At 38.8% G+C, this 24,513-nt stretch carries 15 protein-coding genes and 1 other annotated feature; of the genes, 1 reads left to right on the plus strand and 14 read right to left on the minus strand.

Annotated elements, in window-relative coordinates; genetic code table 11:
- The 10 genes from HMPREF0634_RS08835 to HMPREF0634_RS08880 all read right to left on the minus strand — a co-directional run.
- Nucleotides 1–279, minus strand: a 279-nt coding sequence (locus HMPREF0634_RS08835; protein ID WP_007791320.1) for a cation:proton antiporter domain-containing protein, incomplete at its 3' end; no start/stop codon positions are given.
- Nucleotides 280–332: 53 nt separating this feature from the next.
- Nucleotides 333–779, minus strand: coding sequence for a GNAT family N-acetyltransferase (locus HMPREF0634_RS08840; protein WP_007791345.1), 447 nt, complete (start codon nucleotides 777–779; stop codon nucleotides 333–335).
- Between the two features lie 244 nt (nucleotides 780–1,023).
- Nucleotides 1,024–1,725 carry a peroxiredoxin gene (locus HMPREF0634_RS08845; protein ID WP_007791342.1) on the minus strand — a complete coding sequence of 234 codons (702 nt, stop codon included), beginning with the start codon at nucleotides 1,723–1,725 and terminating at the stop codon, nucleotides 1,024–1,026.
- A 263-nt stretch (nucleotides 1,726–1,988) separates the two neighbouring features.
- The gene (gene rpoC, locus HMPREF0634_RS08850; protein ID WP_007791280.1) at nucleotides 1,989–5,543 is read right to left on the minus strand and encodes a DNA-directed RNA polymerase subunit beta'; all 3,555 of its coding nucleotides are present in this window, start codon (nucleotides 5,541–5,543) and stop codon (nucleotides 1,989–1,991) included.
- Between the two features lie 133 nt (nucleotides 5,544–5,676).
- Nucleotides 5,677–9,384 carry a DNA-directed RNA polymerase subunit beta gene (rpoB, locus tag HMPREF0634_RS08855; RefSeq protein WP_123795877.1) on the minus strand — a complete coding sequence of 1,236 codons (3,708 nt, stop codon included), beginning with the start codon at nucleotides 9,382–9,384 and terminating at the stop codon, nucleotides 5,677–5,679.
- Between the two features lie 320 nt (nucleotides 9,385–9,704).
- Nucleotides 9,705–10,760, minus strand: a complete 1,056-nt coding sequence (locus HMPREF0634_RS08860) for a cell wall-binding repeat-containing protein (RefSeq protein WP_040565966.1) — start codon at nucleotides 10,758–10,760, stop codon at nucleotides 9,705–9,707.
- Between the two features lie 33 nt (nucleotides 10,761–10,793).
- Nucleotides 10,794–12,125 (minus strand): C25 family cysteine peptidase, encoded by a 1,332-nt coding sequence (locus HMPREF0634_RS08865; RefSeq protein ID WP_040565967.1) that lies wholly within the window; start codon nucleotides 12,123–12,125, stop codon nucleotides 10,794–10,796.
- Nucleotides 12,126–12,546: 421 nt separating this feature from the next.
- Entirely contained in the window at nucleotides 12,547–13,473 is a 927-nt protein-coding gene (locus HMPREF0634_RS08870) for an AEC family transporter (RefSeq protein ID WP_007791286.1), read from the minus strand.
- A 246-nt stretch (nucleotides 13,474–13,719) separates the two neighbouring features.
- Nucleotides 13,720–15,417 carry a thiol reductant ABC exporter subunit CydC gene (gene cydC / locus HMPREF0634_RS08875; RefSeq protein WP_007791301.1) on the minus strand — a complete coding sequence of 566 codons (1,698 nt, stop codon included), beginning with the start codon at nucleotides 15,415–15,417 and terminating at the stop codon, nucleotides 13,720–13,722.
- Entirely contained in the window at nucleotides 15,410–17,173 is a 1,764-nt protein-coding gene (locus HMPREF0634_RS08880) for an ABC transporter ATP-binding protein/permease (RefSeq protein ID WP_007791324.1), read from the minus strand. Before HMPREF0634_RS08880 ends, cydC begins: the two co-directional genes overlap by 8 nt.
- Before the next feature lie 392 nt (nucleotides 17,174–17,565).
- Here HMPREF0634_RS08880 and HMPREF0634_RS08885 point away from each other — a divergent pair, with 392 nt between their 5' ends.
- Nucleotides 17,566–19,347, plus strand: coding sequence for a cell wall-binding repeat-containing protein (locus HMPREF0634_RS08885; protein ID WP_007791348.1), 1,782 nt, complete (start codon nucleotides 17,566–17,568; stop codon nucleotides 19,345–19,347).
- A 213-nt stretch (nucleotides 19,348–19,560) separates the two neighbouring features.
- On the opposite strand, the gene HMPREF0634_RS08890 is transcribed toward HMPREF0634_RS08885, so the two are convergent.
- The 4 genes from HMPREF0634_RS08890 to HMPREF0634_RS08905 form a co-directional block, all read right to left on the minus strand.
- Nucleotides 19,561–20,379, minus strand: coding sequence for an N-acetylmuramoyl-L-alanine amidase family protein (locus HMPREF0634_RS08890; RefSeq protein ID WP_007791311.1), 819 nt, complete (start codon nucleotides 20,377–20,379; stop codon nucleotides 19,561–19,563).
- 139 nt (nucleotides 20,380–20,518) lie between these two features.
- On the minus strand, nucleotides 20,519–20,953 hold the full coding sequence (locus tag HMPREF0634_RS08895) for a hypothetical protein (protein ID WP_040565968.1): 435 nt from the start codon (nucleotides 20,951–20,953) through the stop codon (nucleotides 20,519–20,521).
- Nucleotides 20,954–21,529: 576 nt separating this feature from the next.
- Entirely contained in the window at nucleotides 21,530–22,975 is a 1,446-nt protein-coding gene (gene proS, locus HMPREF0634_RS08900) for a proline--tRNA ligase (protein ID WP_007791308.1), read from the minus strand.
- Nucleotides 22,976–23,053: 78 nt separating this feature from the next.
- Nucleotides 23,054–23,266, minus strand: a binding site (T-box leader).
- Nucleotides 23,267–23,402: 136 nt separating this feature from the next.
- Entirely contained in the window at nucleotides 23,403–24,494 is a 1,092-nt protein-coding gene (locus HMPREF0634_RS08905; protein ID WP_007791333.1) for a PIN/TRAM domain-containing protein, read from the minus strand.
- Nucleotides 24,495–24,513: the final 19 nt, after the last annotated feature.

The raw sequence follows: 24,513 nt of genomic DNA on the forward strand, positions 1-24,513 counted from the left end.
AAATAATGCTATAGTCAGATAGGACACGCTATTTCTCTTAATTTCTGCCAAGTCTGTATCCAGACCTGCCATGAACATCAATATGATAACCCCTATCTGGGATACCTGGTCTAAAAAGGCCGTATCCTTTACTATACCTAACATTGACGGACCAATAATTACACCTGCCAACAAGGCCCCAACCACTTGAGGTAATTTGATTTTTTCCGTCAAAAAACCAAATACTTTTGTTGAAAATAGTATTATTGCTATACTCAACAGATAAGTGTAATCCAACATAAAAATCGCCTCCATATACCAACTTAAATACTAAACATGTTTTAGTAGTTAACCTAAACCTGGTCATCTACCATCTGTACGTACTCTAACACATCAAATCCTAGTCTTTTATAAAGGTCTATAGCCCTCTTATTAGTTCCACAAACTTCTAACCTATACCTTACTGCTTCAGGAAAGTTTTCCTTGACCTTGGCAAAATATTCTTGGGCTATACCCATAGACCTGTATTCTTCACTTATATAAAGGTCCTCTAGCTGTATGGTGATTCCTGCCACCTCTGAAGCATAATAGCTGGTTACTATACCAAACCCAACCAAATTTCCATCATACCTTGCTTCATATCCCCTTATAGAATGCTCTCTTGATAAGATATCACTTAAAAGCCTCTTTATTATCGACTCATCTATTGGATCAGCCACTGCATCTGACCTATAAAAATGCATCATCATGCCCAAAAGGTCATCATAATTTTCCTTTTTAAAATCTTCAAACTTAACCATATAAACTCCTACTTACTAGCACTTTTGATGTATAAATTCAATTACTTTTTTTACATGTTTAATATATAGTATATCATATTTTTAATCTTATATTCTATTAATTTGCCTTTTGTTTGATTATAAATATATTAAAAAGGGCTATAACCCTTCTATTTCGTAGTGGTAGATAGCCCTAATTTTGTTCATGTTTTATTTTATATGTGATTCGTTTTGGACTTTTAGTAGGCCCTTATAAACCTAAACCTTATTTTCCATCATCCTTTTTGAAAGTTAAGAACCAGTCTAGCATATTATACTTGCTAGTGTCCTTAGCCAATTCCACTCTCTGCTCAACTTCTTCACGAGTTGTTGGAGGAGGAACGATTACGTCCTTGCCTGGTTCCCAGTTAGCTGGTAGGGCAACTCCGTCCTTTTCAGCCTTCTGTAGGCCTATTAGGACACGCTTTATTTCAGCAAAGTTTCTACCTAGTGATGCCGGGTAGTATAGGATAGTCTTGATGATACCCTGTGGATCAATGAAGAATACCGCCCTAACTGCATGAGTGTCAGATTCACCCTGTAACATACCATATGCCTTAGCAACTTCCATCCTAATATCAGCTATTAGAGGGAATTTTACCTTTGGCTTTTCTATTCCATCCCATGTATAGTTTTCTATAGCTTCCAACCAGCCAAGGTGTGAATGCAATGAATCTATAGACAATCCAACTAATTCAGTGTTGTGTGCTAAGAACTCATCATGCATACTAGCAAATGTCATGAATTCTGTAGTACAAACTGGTGTAAAGTCTGCTGGATGTGAGAATAGTATTACCCACTTACCTTCAAAATCATTAGGGAAATGCATAGGTCCCTTTGTTGTCACAGCCTCAAATTCTGGCGCCCTAGTTCCTATTAATGGGAAGTTTACCTTTTCCTGTAATACGTCTAATCTTTCTTGGTTCATATCTTAATCCTCCTTATTTTATAACATCTTTATTGATATCTCGATAGGGTTATTACTTCTTCCCTACCAATCTCCTGGCATTAATGATACTGAATATTATTAATGCCTACTCTTATTATACCGTACTTTTGGATCTTTAAACATATTTTTCTAAATTTTATAAAAAATAAATACCTATATCAAAAAATGGAGGCTGGCATCCTTTATATACGTAGAATGCCTCGCCTCCATTGTGATCTTCACTCGACTTAATCGTCAGTTACCTAGATCATTTCATCTAGATCGTAGTCGCTGTGTACTTCTTCTGTTGCTTCAGCTGTTTCCTCAACAAGCTCTTCAACTTCTTTTTCTATTGCTATATTCCTGTACTTCTTCATACCTGTACCTGCTGGTATCAATTTACCAAGGATTACATTCTCCTTTAGGCCTATCAAGTGGTCTTTCTTGCCCTTGATAGCAGCGTCTGTAAGGACTCTTGTAGTCTCCTGGAATGATGCGGCTGACAAGAATGAGTCAGTTGCAAGAGAAGCCTTTGTAATACCTAATAGGACCCTCTTAGCCACTGCTGGCCTTAGGCCCTGCTCAAGAGCCTCTTCATTACACTTGTTGTATGTAAGGACTTCTTCATATCCACCTGGCAGTAGGTCTGTATCTCCTGGATCTTCAACCTTAACCTTGGATAACATCTGTCTTACTATTACTTCTATGTGCTTGTCGTTGATATCAACACCCTGTAACCTGTACACTCTCTGTACTTCCTTAACGATGTAATCCTGCACACCACCGATTCCCTTAACCCTAACTATATCGTGTGGGTTAATAGAACCCTGTGTCAAAGGTTCACCAGCTTCTATATAGTCACCGTCTTTTACCTTTAGCCTAGATCCGTATGGTATCTGGTATGTCTCTGCTTCGCCATCATCTGAAGTAACTACTACCTCTTTTCTCTTGGCTGTTTCATCAACTTCTACCCTACCTGATATTTCAGTGATAACAGCTAGACCCTTTGGCTTACGAGCTTCGAAAAGCTCCTCGACTCTAGGAAGACCCTGCGTGATATCTCCACCGGCTACACCACCTGTATGGAATGTACGCATTGTAAGCTGGGTACCCGGCTCACCGATTGATTGGGCAGCTATGATACCTACTGCCTCACCTATGTTTACTGGCTTACCAGTAGCAAGGTTTCTACCATAGCACTTAGCACACACACCATGTTCTGTCTTACAGTTTAGAACAGTTCTAATCTTAACCTTTTCGATACCACAATCTATAATCTTATCTGCGTCATCTTCTGAAATCATATGGTCACCTGGAACTACCTCTTGGCCAGTCTCTGGGTTTAGAACTGGATCTATAGTGTACCTACCTATTATTCTGTCTCTCAAGTCCTCTATGACTTCATTACCATCCCTAATAGCAAATACATCTGTAGTTTCTCTTGTTCCACAGTCTATATCCCTTACTATAACATCCTGGCTGACGTCAACTAGTCTTCTTGTCAAGTAACCTGAATCGGCTGTACGAAGGGCAGTATCGGCTAGACCCTTTCTAGCTCCATGTGAAGATGTAAAGTATTCCATTACTGACAGACCTTCACGGAAGTTAGACTTAACTGGGATTTCCACCGTCTTACCTGATGCATTGGCCATCAGACCACGCATACCAGCCAGCTGTCTGATCTGGTTCTTAGAACCTCTGGCTCCTGAATGGGCCATTATGAATATATTGTTCATTCTGTCTAGACCATCCATTAGGGCATCAGTTACCTTATCAGTAGTTTCTGTCCAAGTTTCTATTACCTTTTCATATCTTTCATCGTTTGATATAAGACCCCTTCTATAGGCCTTTTCATACTTATCAACTAGGTCTTCAGCCTCCTTGATATATGTATACTTGGCTTCTGGTATATCCATGTCGGCAACGGCAACTGTGATACCACCAACTGTTGAATACTTATAACCCATAGCCTTTACATAGTCAAGAAGCTCTGCAGTCTTAGTATTTCCATGCTTTCTAAAGCACTTGTCTATAATCTTTCCTAGTGACTTCTTGTCTGCCAGGAAGTCTACCTCTAGGCTGAATGGGTCCTTGTCCCTGTCTACAAATCCTAGGTCCTGAGGTATACCTTCATTGAAGATAAACCTACCAACTGTAGATTCAACTAGGGAAGACCTACCATCATCTAGGGTTAATCTCATCTTTACTAGGGCATGCAATTCTACCTTATGGTTGAAGTATGCCAATAATAGTTCATTGTAGTCCTTGAATACTGAACCTGTACCCTTTGCACCCTCCTGGGCTTCTATTGTCAAATAATATGAACCAAGAACCATGTCCTGAGAAGGAGTAGTTATTGGGGCACCATCCTTAGGTGCTAGGATATTATTTACAGATAGCATTAGGTACCTAGCCTCAGCCTGGGCCTCTACTGATAGTGGCACGTGGACAGCCATCTGGTCACCGTCAAAGTCGGCATTGTAGGCTGTACAAACCAGTGGATGAAGCTTGATTGCCTTACCCTCTACCAGGACTGGCTCAAAGGCCTGAATACCTAGTCTATGTAGGGTAGGGGCACGGTTAAGTAGGACTGGGTGACTCTTGATTACATCTTCAAGTACATCCCATACTTCTGGCTTTACCTTTTCTACTATAGTCTTGGCAGACTTGATATTGTGAGCAAATCCTCTTTCTACTAGCTTGTCCATTACGAATGGCTTGAATAGTTCAAGGGCCATCTTCTTTGGAAGACCACACTGGTAGAACTTAAGCTCTGGACCAACTACGATAACAGAACGACCAGAATAGTCAACTCTCTTACCTAGTAGGTTCTGTCTGAAACGACCCTGCTTACCCTTTAGCATGTCTGATAGTGACTTAAGAGGTCTATTACCTGGTCCTGTAACCGGCCTTCCCCTTCTACCATTGTCTATTAGGGCATCTACTGCTTCCTGTAGCATTCTTTTTTCATTTCTAACTATGATTTCTGGAGCACCTAATTCAAGAAGTCTCTTCAATCTGTTGTTTCTGTTTATAACCCTCCTATAAAGGTCATTTAGGTCAGATGTAGCAAACCTACCACCATCCAACTGAACCATTGGTCTTAGGTCTGGTGGGATTACTGGTATAGCCTCAAGGATCATCCATTCTGGCTTGTTACCTGACTTTTTGAAGGCCTCTACTACTTCTAGTCTTCTGATAGTTCTAACCCTCTTCTGACCAGTCGCATCCTTCAAGTCTTCCCTCAACTCAGCTGACTGAGCTTCAAGGTCTATCTTTTCTAATAGCTTCTTTACTGCTTCTGCACCTATACCAACTTCAAATTCATAGCCATACTTTTCAACAGCATTCCTATATTCTCTTTCTGTCAGTACCTGCTTATAGGCTAGGCCAGTATCACCTGGATCTGTAACCACATATGATGCAAAGTACAATACCTTTTCAAGAGACCTTGGTGACATATCAAGTAGTAGTCCCATCCTTGAAGGTATACCCTTGAAATACCAGATATGAGACATAGGAGCAGCTAACTCTATATGGCCCATTCTCTCTCTTCTTACCTTGGCCTTAGTTACTTCAACACCACACCTATCACACACTACGCCCTTGTATCTTACTCTTCTATACTTACCGCAGTGGCATTCCCAGTCCTTTGTAGGTCCAAATATTCTTTCACAGAATAGACCGTCCTTCTCTGGCTTCAATGTTCTATAGTTAATTGTTTCTGGTTTCTTAACTTCTCCCCTTGACCACTGTCTGATTCTCTCCGGAGATGCCAAACCTATTTTTATCGACTCAAAATTGTTTAATTCAAACAAGGAGTTCTCTCCCTTCTTTCGATACTATTAATTTTATTTAAACGCATCTCGGTAACTGTTAAAACCTACAGCTACCAAGATACCACCATCTTTACCTCATAGATAATAAATATCCATTAAAATCCCAGTCTTCCTAGAATTCATCCTCGTATTCATCATATGAATCGTCACCTTCAAAGCTGTCATCTTCATCACTGAATTCCTCTATCTCTTCAAAGTCACCCTCTTCATTATCGTTGAATTCATCATATGAATCATCAACTTCTTCTATCATGTGACCTTCTTCTATATCATCTGTTACAATGCTTTCTATCTTGAATTCTCCAACAGCTTCTTCTTCATCATCTACTGATTCCTTGATGTCTATTGCTAGACCCTTCTGGTCAAGAGCACTGACATCCAAGCACAATGACTGCAATTCCTTCATCAATACTCTGAATGATTCCGGCATTCCTGGCTCTGGTATATTTTCACCCTTAACGATAGCTTCATATGTTTCAACCCTACCCTTAACGTCATCTGACTTAACTGTCAAGATTTCCTGTAGGATATGAGATGCACCATAGGCTTCTAGGGCCCAAACTTCCATTTCTCCGAATCTCTGTCCACCGAACTGGGCCTTACCACCTAGTGGCTGCTGAGTTACTAGTGAGTATGGTCCTGTACTTCTTGCATGTAGCTTGTCATCAACCAGGTGGTGTAGCTTCAAGTAGTACATGTAACCAACTGTGATTCTGTTATCGAAACTTTCGCCTGTACGTCCATCATATAGGGTTAATTTACCATCTCTTGGGTAACCTGCCATTTCAAGAGCATCCATGATATCATATTCGTTAGCTCCATCAAATACTGAAGTAGCTACATACCAGCCTAGCTTCTTAGCAGCTAGACCCAAGTGCATTTCAAGTACCTGTCCGATGTTCATACGAGAAGGTATACCCTGTGGATTCAAGACGATATCCATAGGAGTACCATCGTCCATGAATGGCATATCCTCTTCTGGTAAAACTCTTGAGATAACACCCTTGTTACCGTGACGACCTGCCATCTTGTCTCCAACCTTAATTTTTCTCTTCTTGGCTATATAACACCTTACAAGTTCATTTACACCTGGAGATAGGTCATCTCCATTTTCCCTAGTGAAGATTCTGATATCAACTATGATACCTGACTCTCCATGAGGAACCTTTAGAGAAGTGTCTCTTACCTCCCTGGCCTTTTCACCGAAGATAGCCCTAAGAAGTCTTTCTTCAGCTGTCAGTTCAGTTTCTCCCTTAGGAGTAACCTTACCTACTAGGATATCTCCTGAGTCTACCTCAGCACCTATCCTGATAATACCCCTATCATCAAGGTTCTTGATGGCATTTTCACCAACATTAGGTATGTCTCTAGTGATTTCTTCTGGTCCTAGCTTTGTATCTCTGGCTTCACACTCATATTCTTCTATATGAATTGTAGACAGCCTATCCTCCTTTACAAGTCTTTCATTGATAAGTACGGCGTCCTCGTAGTTGTAACCCTCCCATGTCATGAAGGCTATCAAACAGTTTCTACCAAGGGCAATTTCACCATGGTCAGTAGCTGGACCATCGGCAATTACATCTCCTGCCTTGACCTCTTCGTTCTTGCTAACTATTGGGGCCTGGTTTACACAAGTACCAGAGTTTGACCTCTTGAACTTAAGTAACTTGTACCTATCCTTGTCTCCATTTTCCTTCTTGATGATGATTTCGTCAGCAGATACCCTGTCAACTATACCATCATTCTTTGCAACTACCACTGCACCAGAGTCTTTGGCCGCCCTGTACTCGATACCTGTACCGATAATTGGGGCCTCTCTCCTGACTAGTGGTACTGCCTGACGCTGCATGTTTGATCCCATCAGGGCCCTGTTGGCGTCGTCATTTTCCAGGAATGGTATCATGGCTGTAGCAACTGATACTACCTGCTTAGGAGAGATATCCATGTAGTCAACCCTGTCTTCAGGAACCATTTCAACAGCACCTAGGACAGTTCTACAGATAACCCTGCTATTTACGAAATGGCCCTCTTCATCCAACTGTTCATTGGCCTGGGCCCTAACATATAGGTCCTCTTCATCAGCTGTCAGGTAATGTATTTCATCAGTTACGACCTTATTTACCTTGTCATACTTTCTATATGGAGATTCTATAAATCCATATTCATTTATCTTAGCATATGTAGAAAGTGAGTTTATAAGACCGATATTTGGACCTTCTGGGGTCTCTATCGGACACATTCTACCGTAGTGTGAGTGGTGAACGTCACGCACTTCGAAACCTGCCCTTTCTCTTGATAGACCACCTGGTCCAAGGGCAGATAATCTTCTCTTGTGAGTAAGTTCTGACAACGGGTTAGTCTGGTCCATGAACTGAGACAACTGAGAAGAACCGAAGAACTCCTTAATTGCTGCAGATACAGGTCTAATATTAACTAGGGCCTGTGGAGTGATAGTATCCATATCCTGGACTGTCATCCTCTCCCTGATTACCCTTTCCATCCTAGAGAAACCTATACGAACCTGGTTCTGTAGAAGTTCTCCTACACACCTGATCCTTCTGTTTCCTAGGTGGTCTATATCGTCTATATTGCCAACTCTATCCTTACCATCTATTAGGTAGAATAGGCCAAATTCATAAGATATAGATGCTATTATATCATCCAATAGGATGTGCTTAGGAACCAACTTCTTGGAGTTAGAAGCTAGCACTTCCCTCAACTGGGCTTCATCCTGGTAGGTTTCCATAAATTCCTTTAATGTCGGATAATGTACATCTTCCTTTATATTTAGGTCAGATATGTCAAAGTTGATGTGAGACTTTATGTCAACAAAGTTATTACCAATTACCTTGATTTCCTTGTCATCATCAATAGCTATCCAAACTGCATTTATACCAGAGTTCTGGATTTCCCTGGCAAGTTCTAAAGATATCTTGTCTCCAGCATCAGCAAACTTCTCTCCAGTATCTGGATTGATAATTTCTCTAGAAGCCACCTTGTCCATAATCCTGTAGCAAAGGGCTAGTTTCTTGTTGAACTTGTACCTACCAACCTTGGCAAGGTCATACCTCTTTGGATCAAAGAACAATGAATTTAGTAGTGATGAAGCACTATCCACAGTTGGAGGTTCACCTGGTCTCAACTTCTTGTAGATTTCTATCAGACCTTCATCAACATTTGTAGTATTATCCTTTTCTAGTGTTGATAAGACTCTCTCATCTTCACCTAAAAGGTTGATTATTTCTGCATCAGTACCTATACCTAGGGCCCTTAATAGGACTGTAACTGGCTGCTTTCTCGTCCTGTCAACTCTTACAGATATTACACCTGTAGAGTCTGTTTCATATTCCAGCCATGCACCCCTGTTTGGTATTACTGTAGAAGAAATTAGCCTGTTGCCAGTCTTATCTCTTTCCTCTGCATAGTAGACACCTGGTGACCTAACTAACTGTGATACAATAACTCTCTCAGCACCATTTATTACGAAGGTACCCCTGTCTGTCATTAGAGGGAAATCTCCCATAAATACTTCCTGCTCTTTTATTTCTCCAGTTTCCTTATTTATAAGTCTAACCTTTACCTTCAAAGGAGCACAGTAAGTAGTATCTCTTTCCTTACACTCTTCAATATCGTATTTTGGCTTTTCATCTAGAGAATAATCTACAAACTCCAAAATCAGATTACCCGTATAATCCTCAATAGGAGAAATATCTGTAAATACCTCTTTCAAACCTTCTTCCAAAAACCACTTGTATGAATCCACCTGGATTTCAATCAGGTTTGGAACGTCAGCTATTTCCTTGATTTTGGAAAAGCTCATTCTTTCTCTTTTTCCAATCGTGACTGGATGTGGTACCACAATCTTCACCTCACTAAATTAAATTTTGATTGCATTTGTTAATTTATGAGTCATACAGCCTTAAATCCACCTCGATCCAGTAATTAAATGCAATAGAAATTTACCTTTTCGAGCCCACTTTATCAGCTGCGAATATAACTAAATAAGTGCTTTTAATATATTTTTTTGCAACCTAAAAAGACCTGCAAATATATTATGGGCAGTATATTATTTTAACATATTTGTCAAGTCTTTTCAAGATTTTCTATTAAATTTTCACATATTTTGGGTTTATTATTTTTCTATTTTGTGTTTTCCATATATATTTCACGGAACGACTGGCTGATGCTCTCGGTTAGTGTATCATTCTTATCCAGTACAACCTCTTCCCTGCCATCAATCCTTACTACTATTTCCTTGTCTATAGGGTTTTTAATATCCATTATAGACCTCATCAAAAACTCATATCTTCTTCCGTCTATCTTTATCATCAAGTCCATTTTTAATTTAGATGGCTCCCTCTTCTTCATAGAGTCAACCTTCTTAAAGTCAACTGAAAACTTGTTATAGTATTTTTCGCATTGATATACAGGAAAATATCCTTTCTGACCATTTAGATATAGGTTGAATTCTTTCAGTACAAGGCCATTACCCTTGAGATATTCTTCATTGGCCTTCATAACTGTAGGTCGAATCCGACTATCAGCTGATATGGCCAACTTCCTGTCCTTATTATACTCATCATAGAAGGCCTTGCTAGTTTCATACCTGTCCCTACCGCTTATCCTCTTGGCCTTCAATTGGGCTAGCAAATCGTCCGGAACAGACATAGGTCCACCAACTACCACCAATTCTTTGCCAGTTAGTAGGCTTGATACCTCTTTTATATTATCCTTTGATTTTATATCCAGCAGTATTGTTGGAACACCGGAAGTAGATGCTGATATAGAATCTTCAAGCTTGATCCCTGATACTATATTTACCCTCTTGCTTTCCTTAGTTTTTCCTTCTAGCATCCTATAAGCTGCTATAGATGTTTGATACCTGTCCTTACCAGAAACCCTTACAAACTTCTTTACCGGTAATTGTTTTAATTCCTCTTCAGGTACGCTGTCTGGTCCTCCGACTACATATAGGGTTTCAATCTGGTCTTTTTCTGTAAGGTCATTTCTTGAGTAGCCCTTAGTAGTGTATAATCTGGCATTCATTGAATTAGCCATTGACGACGCTACAATTAGGTCCGTATCAGCCTTTCCTGAAGCGTAGACTCCTATATTATTCGACTGAGAAAAAGATGGAAATGTCGATACCGATAGCATCGTAAATATCCCACACATAATAATACTAAGTTTTTTCATAAAATCACCCCTCCTCGAATGATATGACTTTGTCTAGAATTCTTTATCTCCTCTATAGTTGAATAAATTCGCATTATATCCTCTACTTGCACAGTCAGACTTCGCCCTTAAAAAGTTAGAATATAAGCGTCCTCCCATTCTACCTTGATTCATTCTAAAGTGGTAACTAAAACTATTTGCCACATCTACAGGCAAATTATCTTTTGTTTCTATCAAAACCTTACCTTTGCTTGTACTCCAGATATTAAACATTTTCGCCCAATTATCTGTAACACCAGAATTGCATGTATCCAAATATACAAATCGCCACTTTTTGCTACTAGTAAGATCGTCATAGTAAATATCTGAGAATGGTTCATCTCCATTTTGTGAACTACTTGTTAATCTCCAAGCATACCCACTTCCGTGACCAGAGAAACTGAATGCATTTATTCCACTGCTATTCATTGTTGACAACATATCATATTTGGTAAAATTACCATCTGATGTTACTCCAACCGCCCAAGAATCATAACCCTTCATTTTCATTAAAGCTGCAATATTGACGGCTCTTTCATATCTATACCTTCCTTTTTCTCTGTCATAGAAAGATCTTCCTGAACCATCAAAATCACTTATAAAAATAATCTTTCCATCTAGGGCATTAACATATACAATTCCATTTGAAAATATTATTTTGTATACTAACAAATAATCGTCTTCTATTTTTTTTACGTCTGTATATAATATGCCTTTAGAATCGAGTTCACCCATTTTTAATACCTGTAGTGTGACTTTTTGGAAGTTTCCTCTGATACCAATCATATCCTTAGCAGATTCTATTGCTTTATTTTCGTTTATCTGTGGTTTTACAGAATCTTTTAAAACATATTCTTGTGTCTTTACATATCTTACAATTGAGTTTCTCTTATCCAAAAGTATACTCACTCCATCATAATTGTTGATTATATTATACTTGTTTTCTTTTCTAAACTCTAACTGTTTATATTTATTCTCTATATCTTCTGTGCTATAAAGAAAATATTCTTTCTTTACTAAATTGTCTTGTCTTAATTCTCTTATACTATCATTTTTATTTCTAAACATATACTTTTCTTTGCTATTAAAATCATTGTCACCAAGTTCTTTTTCTTGATTTAATGAATCATAATATACTAATTCACCATTTGAATCCACCTCATATAAAATGGAATCTTTATCAATATTGACAGAATTTTTTAAGTTTACATTACTTACGTCTGAATAAGAAAACTTCGCATTGTACTTGTCGAATAATTCAGATAATTCATTCGCAAAACAACTACCTTCAATCGCAGTCAACATTGCAATCGATAAAACTAAACTAGCCAATAATTTTTTCTTCATGTAAATCACTCCTTTTTAAAATATATGTGTTTCAATGAAAATATATGATATAACAAGCACTGGTATATCTACTTGTTATATTAAATTATAACACAATATCATTTTATATTCAATAATAATTATTATTTTTTTATTTCAGTAGGTTCATCTTCGTATTGACTATCAATACTCATATACCTTAATAATTATCATGATATTTTTTTAAATCTATCCTTTGTTATTAAAATCAGGTACAATCGTAATACTAGTCCTAATATAAAAATTTAAATTTACCATCGAAGGATTTACACTTTTATATACTTTTTCTTATACTCACCATTTCACGAAAAAATAGGCACAAAAATAATCTTTTGATTCACATTCCCTGCCTAAATGGGGGATTTGGGTCAACCTCCTTACTCTGTATCAATCTTTTAAATCTCTATAATAAGCCTGCAAAAAATGGAACTGTCAAAACACTTAATATAGTCGTAACAAAGACGCATTTAGATGCAAAACCTATACTGGTATTATACCTTTCAGCCATTATGCTAGTAAAGGCAGGAGATGGTAGGGCTGCCGTATAAAACAATATGGCCATCGGCAGGCTAGCACTGATATTTAGATGGAGCAACCTAAATGCCACTACCATCAGGGCTGGAAATATTATCATCCTAACCAGGGTAAGCCTGTATACCTCCTTGTCCGTAAACATATGCTTGACCTCATACCTTGATAGGGACATACCAACCACCATCATTGATAGGGGTACTGTCAGGTTAGATACATATGTTAATAGGGTTACTATCGGCTTTGGAACTGCCAGCTGAGTGACAAATATTATAAGCCCTATTACAACTGCTATATTCTGTTTTGTAAATATGATAGACCTCAGCTTAATCTTGTCTCCACCCCCATAATTCATAGTTACAATCTTTAGACCAAGAGAGAATATCAAGACATTCTGGGCCACATTACCCATGGCCATTATGAATAGGCCCTCACTACCATATAGGGCATACATAAGCGGGTAACCCATAAAGCCGTTATTAGAGAATACCAGGGCAAAAATCCAGGACCCCCTCTTTTTTGGATCAACCTTTAGAATACCACTCAGAAAGTAGGCTATGGCTGCAACTGCCAGGTGGTAAACCATAACTACTACAAATACCTCCCCAGTATTTTTCATCAATAAGGAGCTATAGGGCCTGATTAAAGACACCACAATCGTGCAAGGGATACTGACATCTATCAAGAGGTTAGTCAGGTCCTTTATAGATGAATAGGCTATTATCTTCTTCCTGCCCAGTATAAAACCTAAAAATAATAACATAAACAAAATCAACACATTTACAAAAACTACCTCCACCTATAAACCCTCCTTCTTTAAGGAAATAAACTAATCAACCATATTCTTATTTGAATATTAGCTTCCTATTACCTCCTATTATATTTTAGGTAGAGACTTAATTCAACCATTTATAGTATTTCGTACAAATTATTTTAGGTATGCAAAAAAGTAGGGAGATAAGCATTTCTTAGCCTAAGATAAAATGCTAGCTCCCTACTTATAAATCAGGTTATATATCTTATTTTATATTTGCATGTTAAGGCCTTATCCCTCTAGGACCCTAGAATCCTTAACCTTAATAATCCTATCGCATACTCCCATAGTTGACTCCCTGTGAGATACCATAACTATAGTCTTGCCCTGGCTACCTTCAACTAGGGACTTTAGTATTATAGCCTCATTGTAGGAATCCAGGTTAGACGTTGGTTCATCCAATAATAGAAGCTGGCTGTCTGTCAGGAAGCACCTGGCCAGTCCAATCCTCTGCCTCTCTCCACCAGAGAAATTGTCTCCCAGGTCGGATACCCTGGTGTCCAAACCATGTTCAAGCTTTCTAATATCTTCATCTATGGATGCCTTTCTCAGGGCTTCATATATCTCTTCATCACTGGCATCTGCCTTGGCTATTCTTAGGTTGTCCCTTATGCTACCAGCAAAAAGGATAGTTGTCTGGGTCATATAGTCTATGTTTGAATAAAGTGACTGGGTATTTACATCCTTGATGTTGATGCCATTTATGGATATAGACCCCTCTTGTGGGTCCCAGAACCTCATCAATAGCTTTAGAAGTGTAGACTTACCGCTACCACTCCTACCCATGATACCTAGGGTCTCACCCTTTTTAATCTTGAAATTGATATCAGTCAATATATTCCTGTCCTCATAGGCAAAAGTCAAGTCTTTAAAGTCTACATCATCAAAGACTACATCCTTGCCATCTACAACTTCTTTGACAATAGGCTCTTCTTCCAATAAATTCAAGATTCTATCCCCACAAGCAAAGGTCTGAGTCAAAGTCCCACCCAAATTAGCAAGGGCTATATATGGGGCAAATGTACTTATCTGAGTCAGAACAGCTATAAAGGCCTGGGCATGAGTAATTGTACCCGACATTACCAGCCTAGCACACAATAGGAGCTGTAGGACAGAGAATATAATTATAATCGTGTCTGTATTAGCCTGTAGGGCTGCTATCTGACCCTTTAGTTCATTCTGCCTGTCTAGTATCTGCCTAGTACTCTCATCTATCTCCTTTAGGGCATGGTCACCCTTATCATACTGAATTATCTCCCTGATACCCCTTAACTGGTCCAGGAACTTACCATTTAGGTTACCTATATTACGCCTAATTTTTACACTGACTTCCTTACCCCTCTCAGAAGCTATAATTGGAACTATTACCCCAACTACTATCTGGGCAAGTAGGGCTAATAGGGCTACTAGTATATGTATCTTTGCAAAAAATGCAAACAATACTATAGTTACCAATGAAGCTATCATAACTGGTGAAATAGTATGGGCATAGAATATTTCCAAGAGCTCTATATCCCCCATTATAATTGATATTAGCTGGCCTTGGTTTTCTCCCTCCAATTTAGCAGGAGCCAACTTTCTCATTGCAGAGAAGACCTTGTGTCTGATTTCTGCCAGTATCCTAAAGGCTATATAGTGGTTACAGAACTGCTCTATATAGTGAAGTACCCCCCTCAATACTGCGCACACTATCAGGGCAACTACATACCATGAGAACTGGTAGCCACCAATAGGCAGGTTGACAAAGCCCCTGCTTACATTTTCTGGTAGGACACTTAATACAGCATAACCTCCAAGTATACCTATACCGAAAGATAGTAAAAATCCTAGGACACCCAATAAGATAGCCAGGGTCATCTGTAACTTTAGTGGGGCTATCAATCCAATTAACTGAGATATTATCTTTGGTGAACTTCTTCTCTTAGTCATTGATACCACCCCTTTCCTGGTCTATAGCTAGGCTTTTTGTCCTATATGACTCCAATTCTTGTTGCTGGCTAAATAGGCTTTCATACTGACCCTTTGCTGCCATAAGCTCTTGGTGCTGGCCTTGTTCAACAAGCTGGCCCTTCTTCATCACATAGATCTTGTCGGCCTTTACTATTGATGCCAACCTATGCGATATGTATATTACTGTCTTTTTCTTTGATATTTCCTCTATCACCTTTATTATTACCTGTTCAGACTCTATATCTATATTAGATGTAGCCTCGTCAAATATATAAACCTCTGCATCATGTAGCAGGGCCCTGGCTAGACTCAAACGCTGGGCCTGGCCACCAGACAGGTTCTTACCCTGGGCCAAGATTGGTGTGTCTAAGCCCTCCATCTTAGAGAACAAGTCCCATAGGTTTACTATCTTTAAAACATCTACATAGTCTTGGTCACCCGCCTGGCTATTGCCAAGGTATAGGTTAGACCTAACAGTCCCCTGGAAAATATGACCATCGTGGGTTACCCTTACAACATTCTTACTGATTTCCCCCTTGGCAAGGTCCCTAGACTCATAGCTACCATAGTAGATTGCCTGGTCTGGGTGCCTGTACTCTCCTGCTAGTAGGCAGGCTAGGGTAGACTTACCACAACCAGATGGCCCTACCAAGGCAGTCATACTGCCTGGCTCAAAAGACATGTTGATATCCTTTAGGGCATGAGTCCCATCAGGATAGTAGTAATTCATAGCCTTTACATTTATAGGTGCATTCTTTTCAAAAGTATGGCTTCCATTTTCTATATTAGTATCCTCATTCAAGAAGTCCAACATCTTTTCACTAGCCGTAACCCCTGTCATAGCCACGTGGAATAGGGATGTCAAGGTTCTCATTGGAACAAAGAAGTCTGCTATCAATAAAAGTACCAATATTATCTGGTATATATTTATATTAAGGGCTACAAACTCATTCAAGGCAACTATAATACCTGCCACAGCTCCACCATAGGCTATCCAGTCAATTATCATGATAGAGTTTAGCTGCATGGATAGGACCTTCATAGTTTCCTTCCTGAAGCCCTCAGACATTTCATCAAGTTCCTTGCCCCTAGCCTCATCAGCCTTAAATACCTTAAGGGTAGTTAGACCCTGCAAGCTGTCCAGGAACAAGTTTCCTACGTCTGCATACTTAGACCAATACTTCTTCTGAACATTCTTTACTATCTTCAATATCAATAATAGGAACAAAGGAATAATTGGTGCTAAGACTAACAAAACAATTGCTATCTTGAAGTTTATTGGGACTATAACTAAAAATAAGACAAAGGTAGATATAAAGCTATAGTAAAACTGAGTTAAATATGACCCAAAGTAGTTTTCTAGCTGTTCTACCCCCTCTACACCAAGATGGACTATCTCCTGGGTAGTCATCTTTTCCTGGTAAAGAGATCCCAGGCTTAGTACCTTGCTGTAAATAGCCTTTCTCAGATTTTGCTTTACCTCATATACAACCAGATTGTTCTTCCTGGTAACTACCCTGATACAAATCTGCCTTACCAGCAGGGACAGGGCTATTAATATATAGGATATCTTGGGATCAAATACATAAACCCCAGTTATAAAGTGGGCCAATACTGATGCAAACATAAAAGAGAAGGTGATATTTGCCCCCAATCTTATGCAGTTTATCAGTACGGCTTCTATAATGTATCTTTTCGTGTTTCCACAAAATTGAAATAAGTCCTTTTCAACCATTAATTTACCTCCGATTTTTTATACTAAAATACCAATCTACCCTTTAATGATATAATAATAATTTTCAATTTACAATACTTTACAGAAAATCACAAATATAGTTAATAAACATCTAAAAATATCTAATATCCCAGCCAAAAAAACGACCCTCTTATAGGTCATGACCTAGATTATTATATGGTCTTTTTTAAAATCCTTTGTCTTTTATGAAAATAATTTAAAAACACTTTTTCGTCTAGCTTACTACTGTAAAAAAGTTAAATTTATAGTACAATATAAAAGGTGCTAATTATAAGAGGCGCTAATAAAGATTAATTATTTGTTAGGTCTTGCCTAGACAAGAGACTCTAACAAATAAATATTAATAGACTAAAACCTATGGAGGAAGAAAAATGAGATTGAGAAAAAAACAAGTGGCTATTTTCATGGCCCTGGGCATGGTTCTTACTTCTGCTGGACCTGTCCTGGCAGACCAGGTGACCAGCCCCAATATAGAAACTGTATCAAGCGATACCAATAATAGCGAAATAATTGTCAGCCCTGATGTCCTAGATCCCAAGCTAGACCCTGGTTCAAGTCTGGCCACTTTCCTGTCATCAAACCAGGTAACTATGAGGATTTCTGGTCCAGGAAGGGTAGAGACGTCTATAGAAATAAGTAAGTTTGAAAATACAAAATCAAAGACAGTAATCCTGGCAGATGCCAGAAACTACCCTGATGCCCTGGCTGCATCCAACCTTACAAATGGTCGTTATTCAGTCATCCTGGTACAAAACCAGCTGACACAGGCAATTATAAATGAAATCACCAGGCTTGAAGCCCAGGACCTGATTATACTAGGTGGTACAAACTCTATATCAGAAGACATAGAAAAAGACCTTGCCGATATAGCAGGTGTCAAAAATGTCAGTCGTATAGCAGGGGAGAATAGGTATGATACTTGTCAAAAGATATTTAATCATGCTAAGAAAAAGTCCCTAGTCCTTGCATCAGGAGAGATCTTTCCAGATGCCCTGGCTACATCTTCCATCCTTGACCAGGCTGGTCTCCTGTTAACCAAAAAAGACCAACTACCAAGTGAGGCCCAGGCTGCAATAAAGGATCTTAACCATGACAACTTCCTAATCGTTGGAGGGGAAAATAGCATCCAGGAAAGTCTAGCAACAAGTATATCCAACAAATACCAATATGCCAGCCACACTAGGATTAGTGGCAACAACCGTTATGAAACAAGTGCCAAGATAGGGGAGAGGCTGGTATCCTCCACAGTTATTCTTGCATCAGGAGAAAATTTTCCAGATGCCCTGGCTGCATCTACACTTGCCCAGAAGATAGATTCTCCTATACTTCTAGTATCAAAGGACAAGATAGACCAGAGTGTAATAGACTACTTCAAAAAACATAATATAAAAAAGGCCCTTGTTGTAGGTGGTCAGCTATCAATATCTGACAAGACCCTGGCCAATGCAGAAAGATTGATAAAAGGCCAAGACCCTATAGATAATGAGGGGCCCCAAAAACCCCAACAAAAACCTGACCTGAAACCTGATGTAAAGCCTAATGAACCAAATACTACTGGAAAGGTTATAAACAAGGTCCCATATATATCCCAACTAAAACCGGTATATGCCCCTAATGGCTGTGAAGCCACATCTCTTTTAATGGGTCTAAAAGGCAAGGGGTATACAGACCTAGACCTAAGAACCTTCCTTGATAGGATGCCAAAGACCAAGAGCAATCCTGCCAAGGGCTATGTCGGCTCACCCTATGGAAATGAAAAAAGTAGGTTTTTAACTATAGACCCTGAGCCCCTGGCCAGATACGGACAAAGGTATGGTAATGTAGTAAATATTCAGGGAGCACCTATAGAGGATATTATAAAGGAAATACAAGAGGGTAATACTGTAGTTATATATGTTACTCTACATTGGGCTCCAGCCTACTATAAGACCCTACCTATTGATGGGGTTCCAACCAGGAGAATTTTCAACAACCATGTACTCCTACTAACAGGCTACGACCCGGTCAAGAAGGCCTTCTACATAGCAGACCCCTACAACCACGAATCCGATGGTGCTAGGCGTGATAAACCCTTCTTCTACTGGAAGTCACAGACCCTGGTAAACAAGTGCTATAACTACGGAAACAGAAGATTTGCGGTAGCCATTAGATAAATCATTCTTTAACTTATGATAAGTTATTAAGACCCTGTATGTATTAATTGATTATCTATAAGTTTAATATAAATATTGGATCAGCAAAATTATGTGCTTAATGAAATTAAAAATATAAGTATAGAGTAAAAAGGGAGGTCCCCATCTAAACTTTTAGATTTGGACTTCCCTTTGACTTTTAACGCACACTTATTTTATAGGACTAGCTATCACCTATTTATTTAGGTCGTAAAGAAGTTTTTCTAATTTTTTCAAGCTATCATCTTTAGACTTATACTTGACCTTACCTTCTTCAAGTATATTATTGTTTATAGAGAAACTGATAAGAGTTGAATCTTTCATGTGTATATCTATACTTGCTCCACCACCTACTTGTGGGTCTATATCATTCCACTTTTCTAGTGGTAAAGTCTCTAATTTAAAACCAGCTACCAGGTCTAAGAACTTATTTATATCATCCCTATTACTTATATCGTACTTGACAATTGGTGGATTAAGTCTTACGCTTATTCCCTCTACTCCAATGGATTTTAGGACCCTCAGCATTTCACATAAACTATTAGCATCTGCTTCATGGGCCTCACCACTCTTATTAAAATAGCAGTCCCTGCCATCAATTTTTACAATCTTGTTGATAATTATCCTACCGCTAGGATTCGCATAGTAGATATGGATCCTATGGTGGTCTTCTATCCAACCTACTGACATTGACCCGTCAGCCTTAAAATGGTACCAATCGCCCCTTATCTTTCTCCAGCCATTATGGGCATATGAACCACTTGCATCCAAATAGTACCACTTGTTCCTGTCTTTTAGCCAGCCAGTCTTCATTTTTCCACTTCTATCAAAGTAGTACCAAGTGCCACATATCTTCTTCCAGGTATTTTTAACACCTAGTCCTTGCGAATAGTAGTACCACTGGTTGGATGACTTCTGCCAACCATCTCTAACCACGGCTGACGATGCATTTGGTGTCAAAATTGCCATGGCTAGTGATAGGCACAAGGCCCCTCTTATTAGCTTATTTTTCATAAATAACCTCCTCCTCAAGAAATGAACTCTTTCCCTTAATTTAAAAATCCCTACATACAAGATTTAAATTCTGTCTAAAGATTATTGGCTAGTGTATGCATATAATCCTACAAATTACCATATTCAAGCCTCTGCCTGTCTACTTCAAGACTTCAATCTTTCCTGTTTCCTTGTTTTCAAATAACTTATCACCATTTTTGGCAGTCGCCCTACCATCCTTATCAAACTCCAAGTTCTCCTTATTTTGGAATACGCCATTTTGGTCAGAGTAGTTGTAGCCAAGTACCTCTGCGTAGCTATAGCCCTTCTTTAGGTCTGGTAGGAATAAATACAGCTTACCATCTATAAAGACAGGTCCATTGGCATAAGTTCCATCACTGTATATAAAGAACCTACTATCACTTGTATCCTTCCACTGGCCTATCTCTCCCTTAAAGCTTTCCTTTGCAGTAGGCCTATACTTGCCTTCCCTGTCCACATAGTAGCGAGGGTAGAACATACCTTCTCTTGCATACTTATCTAGGTCGATTTTCACCTCTTCAGGGAATCCCTCTATCCAGGCATCCGTCCTCATATAACCAAAAATACCATCAACAGAGCCATCGTTAGGCCCAAAATTCTTTTGACTAGATTTTTCATAATAAAATCCTCCTTCAATTATAATAAATATTATTAAAATGATATTAGCTATTTATATTAGCTAATAATCGTCTATAAACCATATTCTAAGACTAGATATTATGAATCTATAAAAAATATTGTCTTTTAGATTAGCGAGAATAATTAATTTTATACCCTTCCGTTTTTAAGTATATACCTACTACTAGTATTAGTTAATACTTGAATTATATCAATCAAAAATATTTGTATATTATTAAATATCATCGCTATAATTATTTATTAATATTTCAAGTTTGCGTATTTGTCAAATATCATTAGTGCACTTTTTTACTTTGAGAATTCTGTCAAATTACGAATTCAAGTCAGCAAGGACAGCTGATGAAACTATGGCATATATAATACTTATGGAAAAGTATAAAATACAAAAGGGCAACATTCATAACTATAAATTGGTTATGGATGCTGCCACATAATTTAATAGATTTTATTGATTTAAATTATCACCAAAGATATTTAACATGGAACCTTTTTAATATGCCTTAGCAAATATTACCATATGGTCTGCCTTTTCACCTGTATAGAAGCACTTGTCTCCTAGATCTTCCTGGGCAAATGGTATTACTCTTATTGTAGCACCTGTCAATTCCTTGATCTTAGCTTCGTTTTCAGCATTGTCCTTCCACATTACCTTGGCAAAGCCCTTCTTATTTTCTATGATATCAACGAATTCATCCATATTATAGGCTGGATAGATTCTTTCATCCCTATACTTTTTAGCCTTTTCAAATAGGTTCTTCTGGATGTCATCCAATAGTGTAGATACCTGGTCAGCTACTGTATCCAATGACATTTCAGACTTAGTTAACTCGTCTCTTCTGAAGGCTAGGGCCTGGTTTTTTTCGATATCCTTTGGTCCTATTTCCAGTCTTACTGGTATACCCTTCATTTCTGCATCATTGAACTTGTATCCTGGGCTGTAGTTGCTTCTATCGTCAACCTCTACTGTAATTCCCTTAGCCTTTAGGTCAGCTGCTACCTTGTCTACTACTTCCATTACTCCACCCTTGTTGGCAGCTATAGGTATGATTATTACCTGAGTTGGGGCCATCTTTGGTGGTAGTACTAAACCTCTGTTGTCAGAGTGTACCATGATTAGACCACCTATTAGTCTAGTTGAGATACCCCATGAAGTATGGTATGGGTGGGCCAGGTTACCGTCCCTATCTGAGAAAGTGATATCAAAGGCCTTAGTGAAGTGCTGGCCTAGGAAGTGAGATGTACCGGACTGTAGGGCCTTACCATCATGCATCATAGCCTCTATAGTGTATGTATCAGATGCACCTGCAAATTTTTCGCTTTCAGACTTCTTACCATCTATTACTGGTATTGCCATTAGGTCTTCTGCTACCTTCTTGTATGTAGCCAACTGCTGTAGTGTTTCATCTATAGCTTCCTGTTCTGTCTCATGGATTGTATGACCTTCCTGCCATAAGAATTCTGATGTTCTAAGGAATGGTCTAGTTGACTTTTCCCACCTAACTACCGAGTTCCACTGGTTGTATAGGAAAGGTAGCTGCCTATATGAGTTTAACCACTTGGCATACATCGTACATATGATAGTTTCTGATGTTGGTCTTACTGCTAGTCTTTCTTCTAGGACCTTGTTACCACCCTGAGTTACCCAGGCAACTTCTGGTGCAAAACCTTCTACGTGTTCCGCTTCCTTGTTTAATAGACTTTCTGGTATCAATAGAGGAAAGTATACATTCTTATGACCTGTTTCCTTGAATAGGCCATCTGCATAGTCCCTGATTTTTTCCCATAAAGCAAACCCGTATGGCTTTATTACCATGAATCCCTTTATTGGGGCATAGTCTACTAGGTCTGTCTTTGTTATTACGTCTGTGTACCACTGGGCGAAGTCATCTTCCATTGGCGTGATGGCTTCTACAAATTGATTTTCTTTCTTTGCCATTTTCTTATTCCTCCTAAAATGTTAAATTTACCTTTTTAACAGCCTTGAAGAACATAAAAAAGCCCTTCGTCTCCTATAAAAAGAGACGAAAGGCTGTTAGTTTCCGCGGTACCACTCTTATTAGTCAGGATATCCTGACTCCCTCGATAGAATATAACGGTTCAAACCGTGGAGATTGTTACCTCTCCAAGCTAAAAGGCTGGTTCATCAGTTTTGATATAGGACCTTCCACCAAGTGGCCCCTCTCTGGTAAATCTCTGCCAACTACTATCCCTTTATCGTAGCCTTTATATTGGTATGCCATTATCATACACCCTGAAACTATTCTTGTCAATATATTTATTTATTTTGCCTGTCAAGTATTTGCTAGCTCTAACATTGACCTAGCCTAGACCCATTTTACCTTCTTCTTAGAGGTCTTTTATATCTAGTTTCCAACCTTGGCAAATATCATCCTACCTGCTGGTGTCTGTAGTATAGATGTTACAACTACCTTCTTGGTTTCACCTATATACTTTCTACCATTTTCAACAACTATCATAGTACCATCATCCAGGTAGGCCACACCCTGCTGGTTTTCCTTACCTTCCTTGACTATGCTTATTACCATTTCTTCGCCTGGTATTGCTATAGGCTTAACTGCATTGGCTAACTCATTGATATTCAATACGTCAACCCCCTGAACCTGGGCAACCTTATTTAGGTTATAGTCATTAGTTACCACCTTACCATTTAGGACGGATGCCAACTTTAGGAGCTTGATATCTACCTCTGCTATATCGTCAAAGTCCTGGTCTGTAACCTCTACCTCTATATTTCCCTCTTCTTGGATTATATTTAAGATATCCAGACCCCTTCTACCCCTGACCCTCTTCATATCGTCAGCTGAGTCTGCTATATGCCTTAATTCATCCAAGACAAACTGGGGGATTACTAGCTTACCTTCAATAAAGCCTGTCTTGCAGATATCTGCCATCCTACCATCTATTATTACTGATGTATCCAGTACCTTTGGTGGTATGTTTTTCTTTTGTTTCTTTGACTTGTCTTCCTTGTCCTTCTTTTCCTTATCAGGATTTTGTCTCAACCTTATTAGGGTCTTGATCTCGCTCTTACTCCTCATCCCTATCCTAATTCCCAGTAGACCTAGTAGTACATATGATATGATTGATAGGACTGGTCCTACTACATATATCTTTTCCAATAAGCCACTGATCAAGGATGCTATCAAGAAGCCTATTAAAAGTCCCACTGAACCCAAGATAATATCTATCTGTGAGTATGCGGACATTTCCTTGTCAAAAACCTTGCCCAACTTTTTCAATCGTCTGTTTATGGCCGGTTCACTGACGAAGAATATTAAAGCCACAAGTATACCTGCTGCTACACCAGCTATATAGCCATATGTAGTATTGCCAAACTGCAGCTGCTTTATCGGCTTCATCAATGAAATATATAGGGTAGTTGTTAGGGCAAAACCAACTATGGCCACTATAAATCTTCTTAACTTATTAATCATAATTTTCCTCCCGTAGACA

The organism is Peptostreptococcus stomatis DSM 17678 (assembly GCF_000147675.1).
GTDB lineage: Bacteria > Bacillota > Clostridia > Peptostreptococcales > Peptostreptococcaceae > Peptostreptococcus > Peptostreptococcus stomatis.

Excerpts from the sequence above, each read along its gene's own strand:
- HMPREF0634_RS08840 (WP_007791345.1), bottom strand. The coding sequence starts at position 779 with ATGGTTAAGTTTGAAGATTTTAAAAAGGAAAATTATGATGACCTTTTG.
- HMPREF0634_RS08845 (WP_007791342.1), bottom strand. The coding sequence starts at position 1,725 with ATGAACCAAGAAAGATTAGACGTATTACAGGAAAAGGTAAACTTCCCA.
- rpoB (WP_123795877.1), bottom strand. The coding sequence starts at position 9,384 with ATGAGCTTTTCCAAAATCAAGGAAATAGCTGACGTTCCAAACCTGATT.
- HMPREF0634_RS08860 (WP_040565966.1), bottom strand. The coding sequence starts at position 10,760 with ATGAAAAAACTTAGTATTATTATGTGTGGGATATTTACGATGCTATCG.
- HMPREF0634_RS08865 (WP_040565967.1), bottom strand. The coding sequence starts at position 12,125 with ATGAAGAAAAAATTATTGGCTAGTTTAGTTTTATCGATTGCAATGTTG.
- cydC (WP_007791301.1), bottom strand. The coding sequence starts at position 15,417 with ATGACTAAGAGAAGAAGTTCACCAAAGATAATATCTCAGTTAATTGGA.
- HMPREF0634_RS08880 (WP_007791324.1), bottom strand. The coding sequence starts at position 17,173 with ATGGTTGAAAAGGACTTATTTCAATTTTGTGGAAACACGAAAAGATAC.
- HMPREF0634_RS08885 (WP_007791348.1), top strand. The coding sequence starts at position 17,566 with ATGAGATTGAGAAAAAAACAAGTGGCTATTTTCATGGCCCTGGGCATG.
- HMPREF0634_RS08890 (WP_007791311.1), bottom strand. The coding sequence starts at position 20,379 with ATGAAAAATAAGCTAATAAGAGGGGCCTTGTGCCTATCACTAGCCATG.
- HMPREF0634_RS08895 (WP_040565968.1), bottom strand. The coding sequence starts at position 20,953 with ATGAGGACGGATGCCTGGATAGAGGGATTCCCTGAAGAGGTGAAAATC.
- proS (WP_007791308.1), bottom strand. The coding sequence starts at position 22,975 with ATGGCAAAGAAAGAAAATCAATTTGTAGAAGCCATCACGCCAATGGAA.
- HMPREF0634_RS08905 (WP_007791333.1), bottom strand. The coding sequence starts at position 24,494 with ATGATTAATAAGTTAAGAAGATTTATAGTGGCCATAGTTGGTTTTGCC.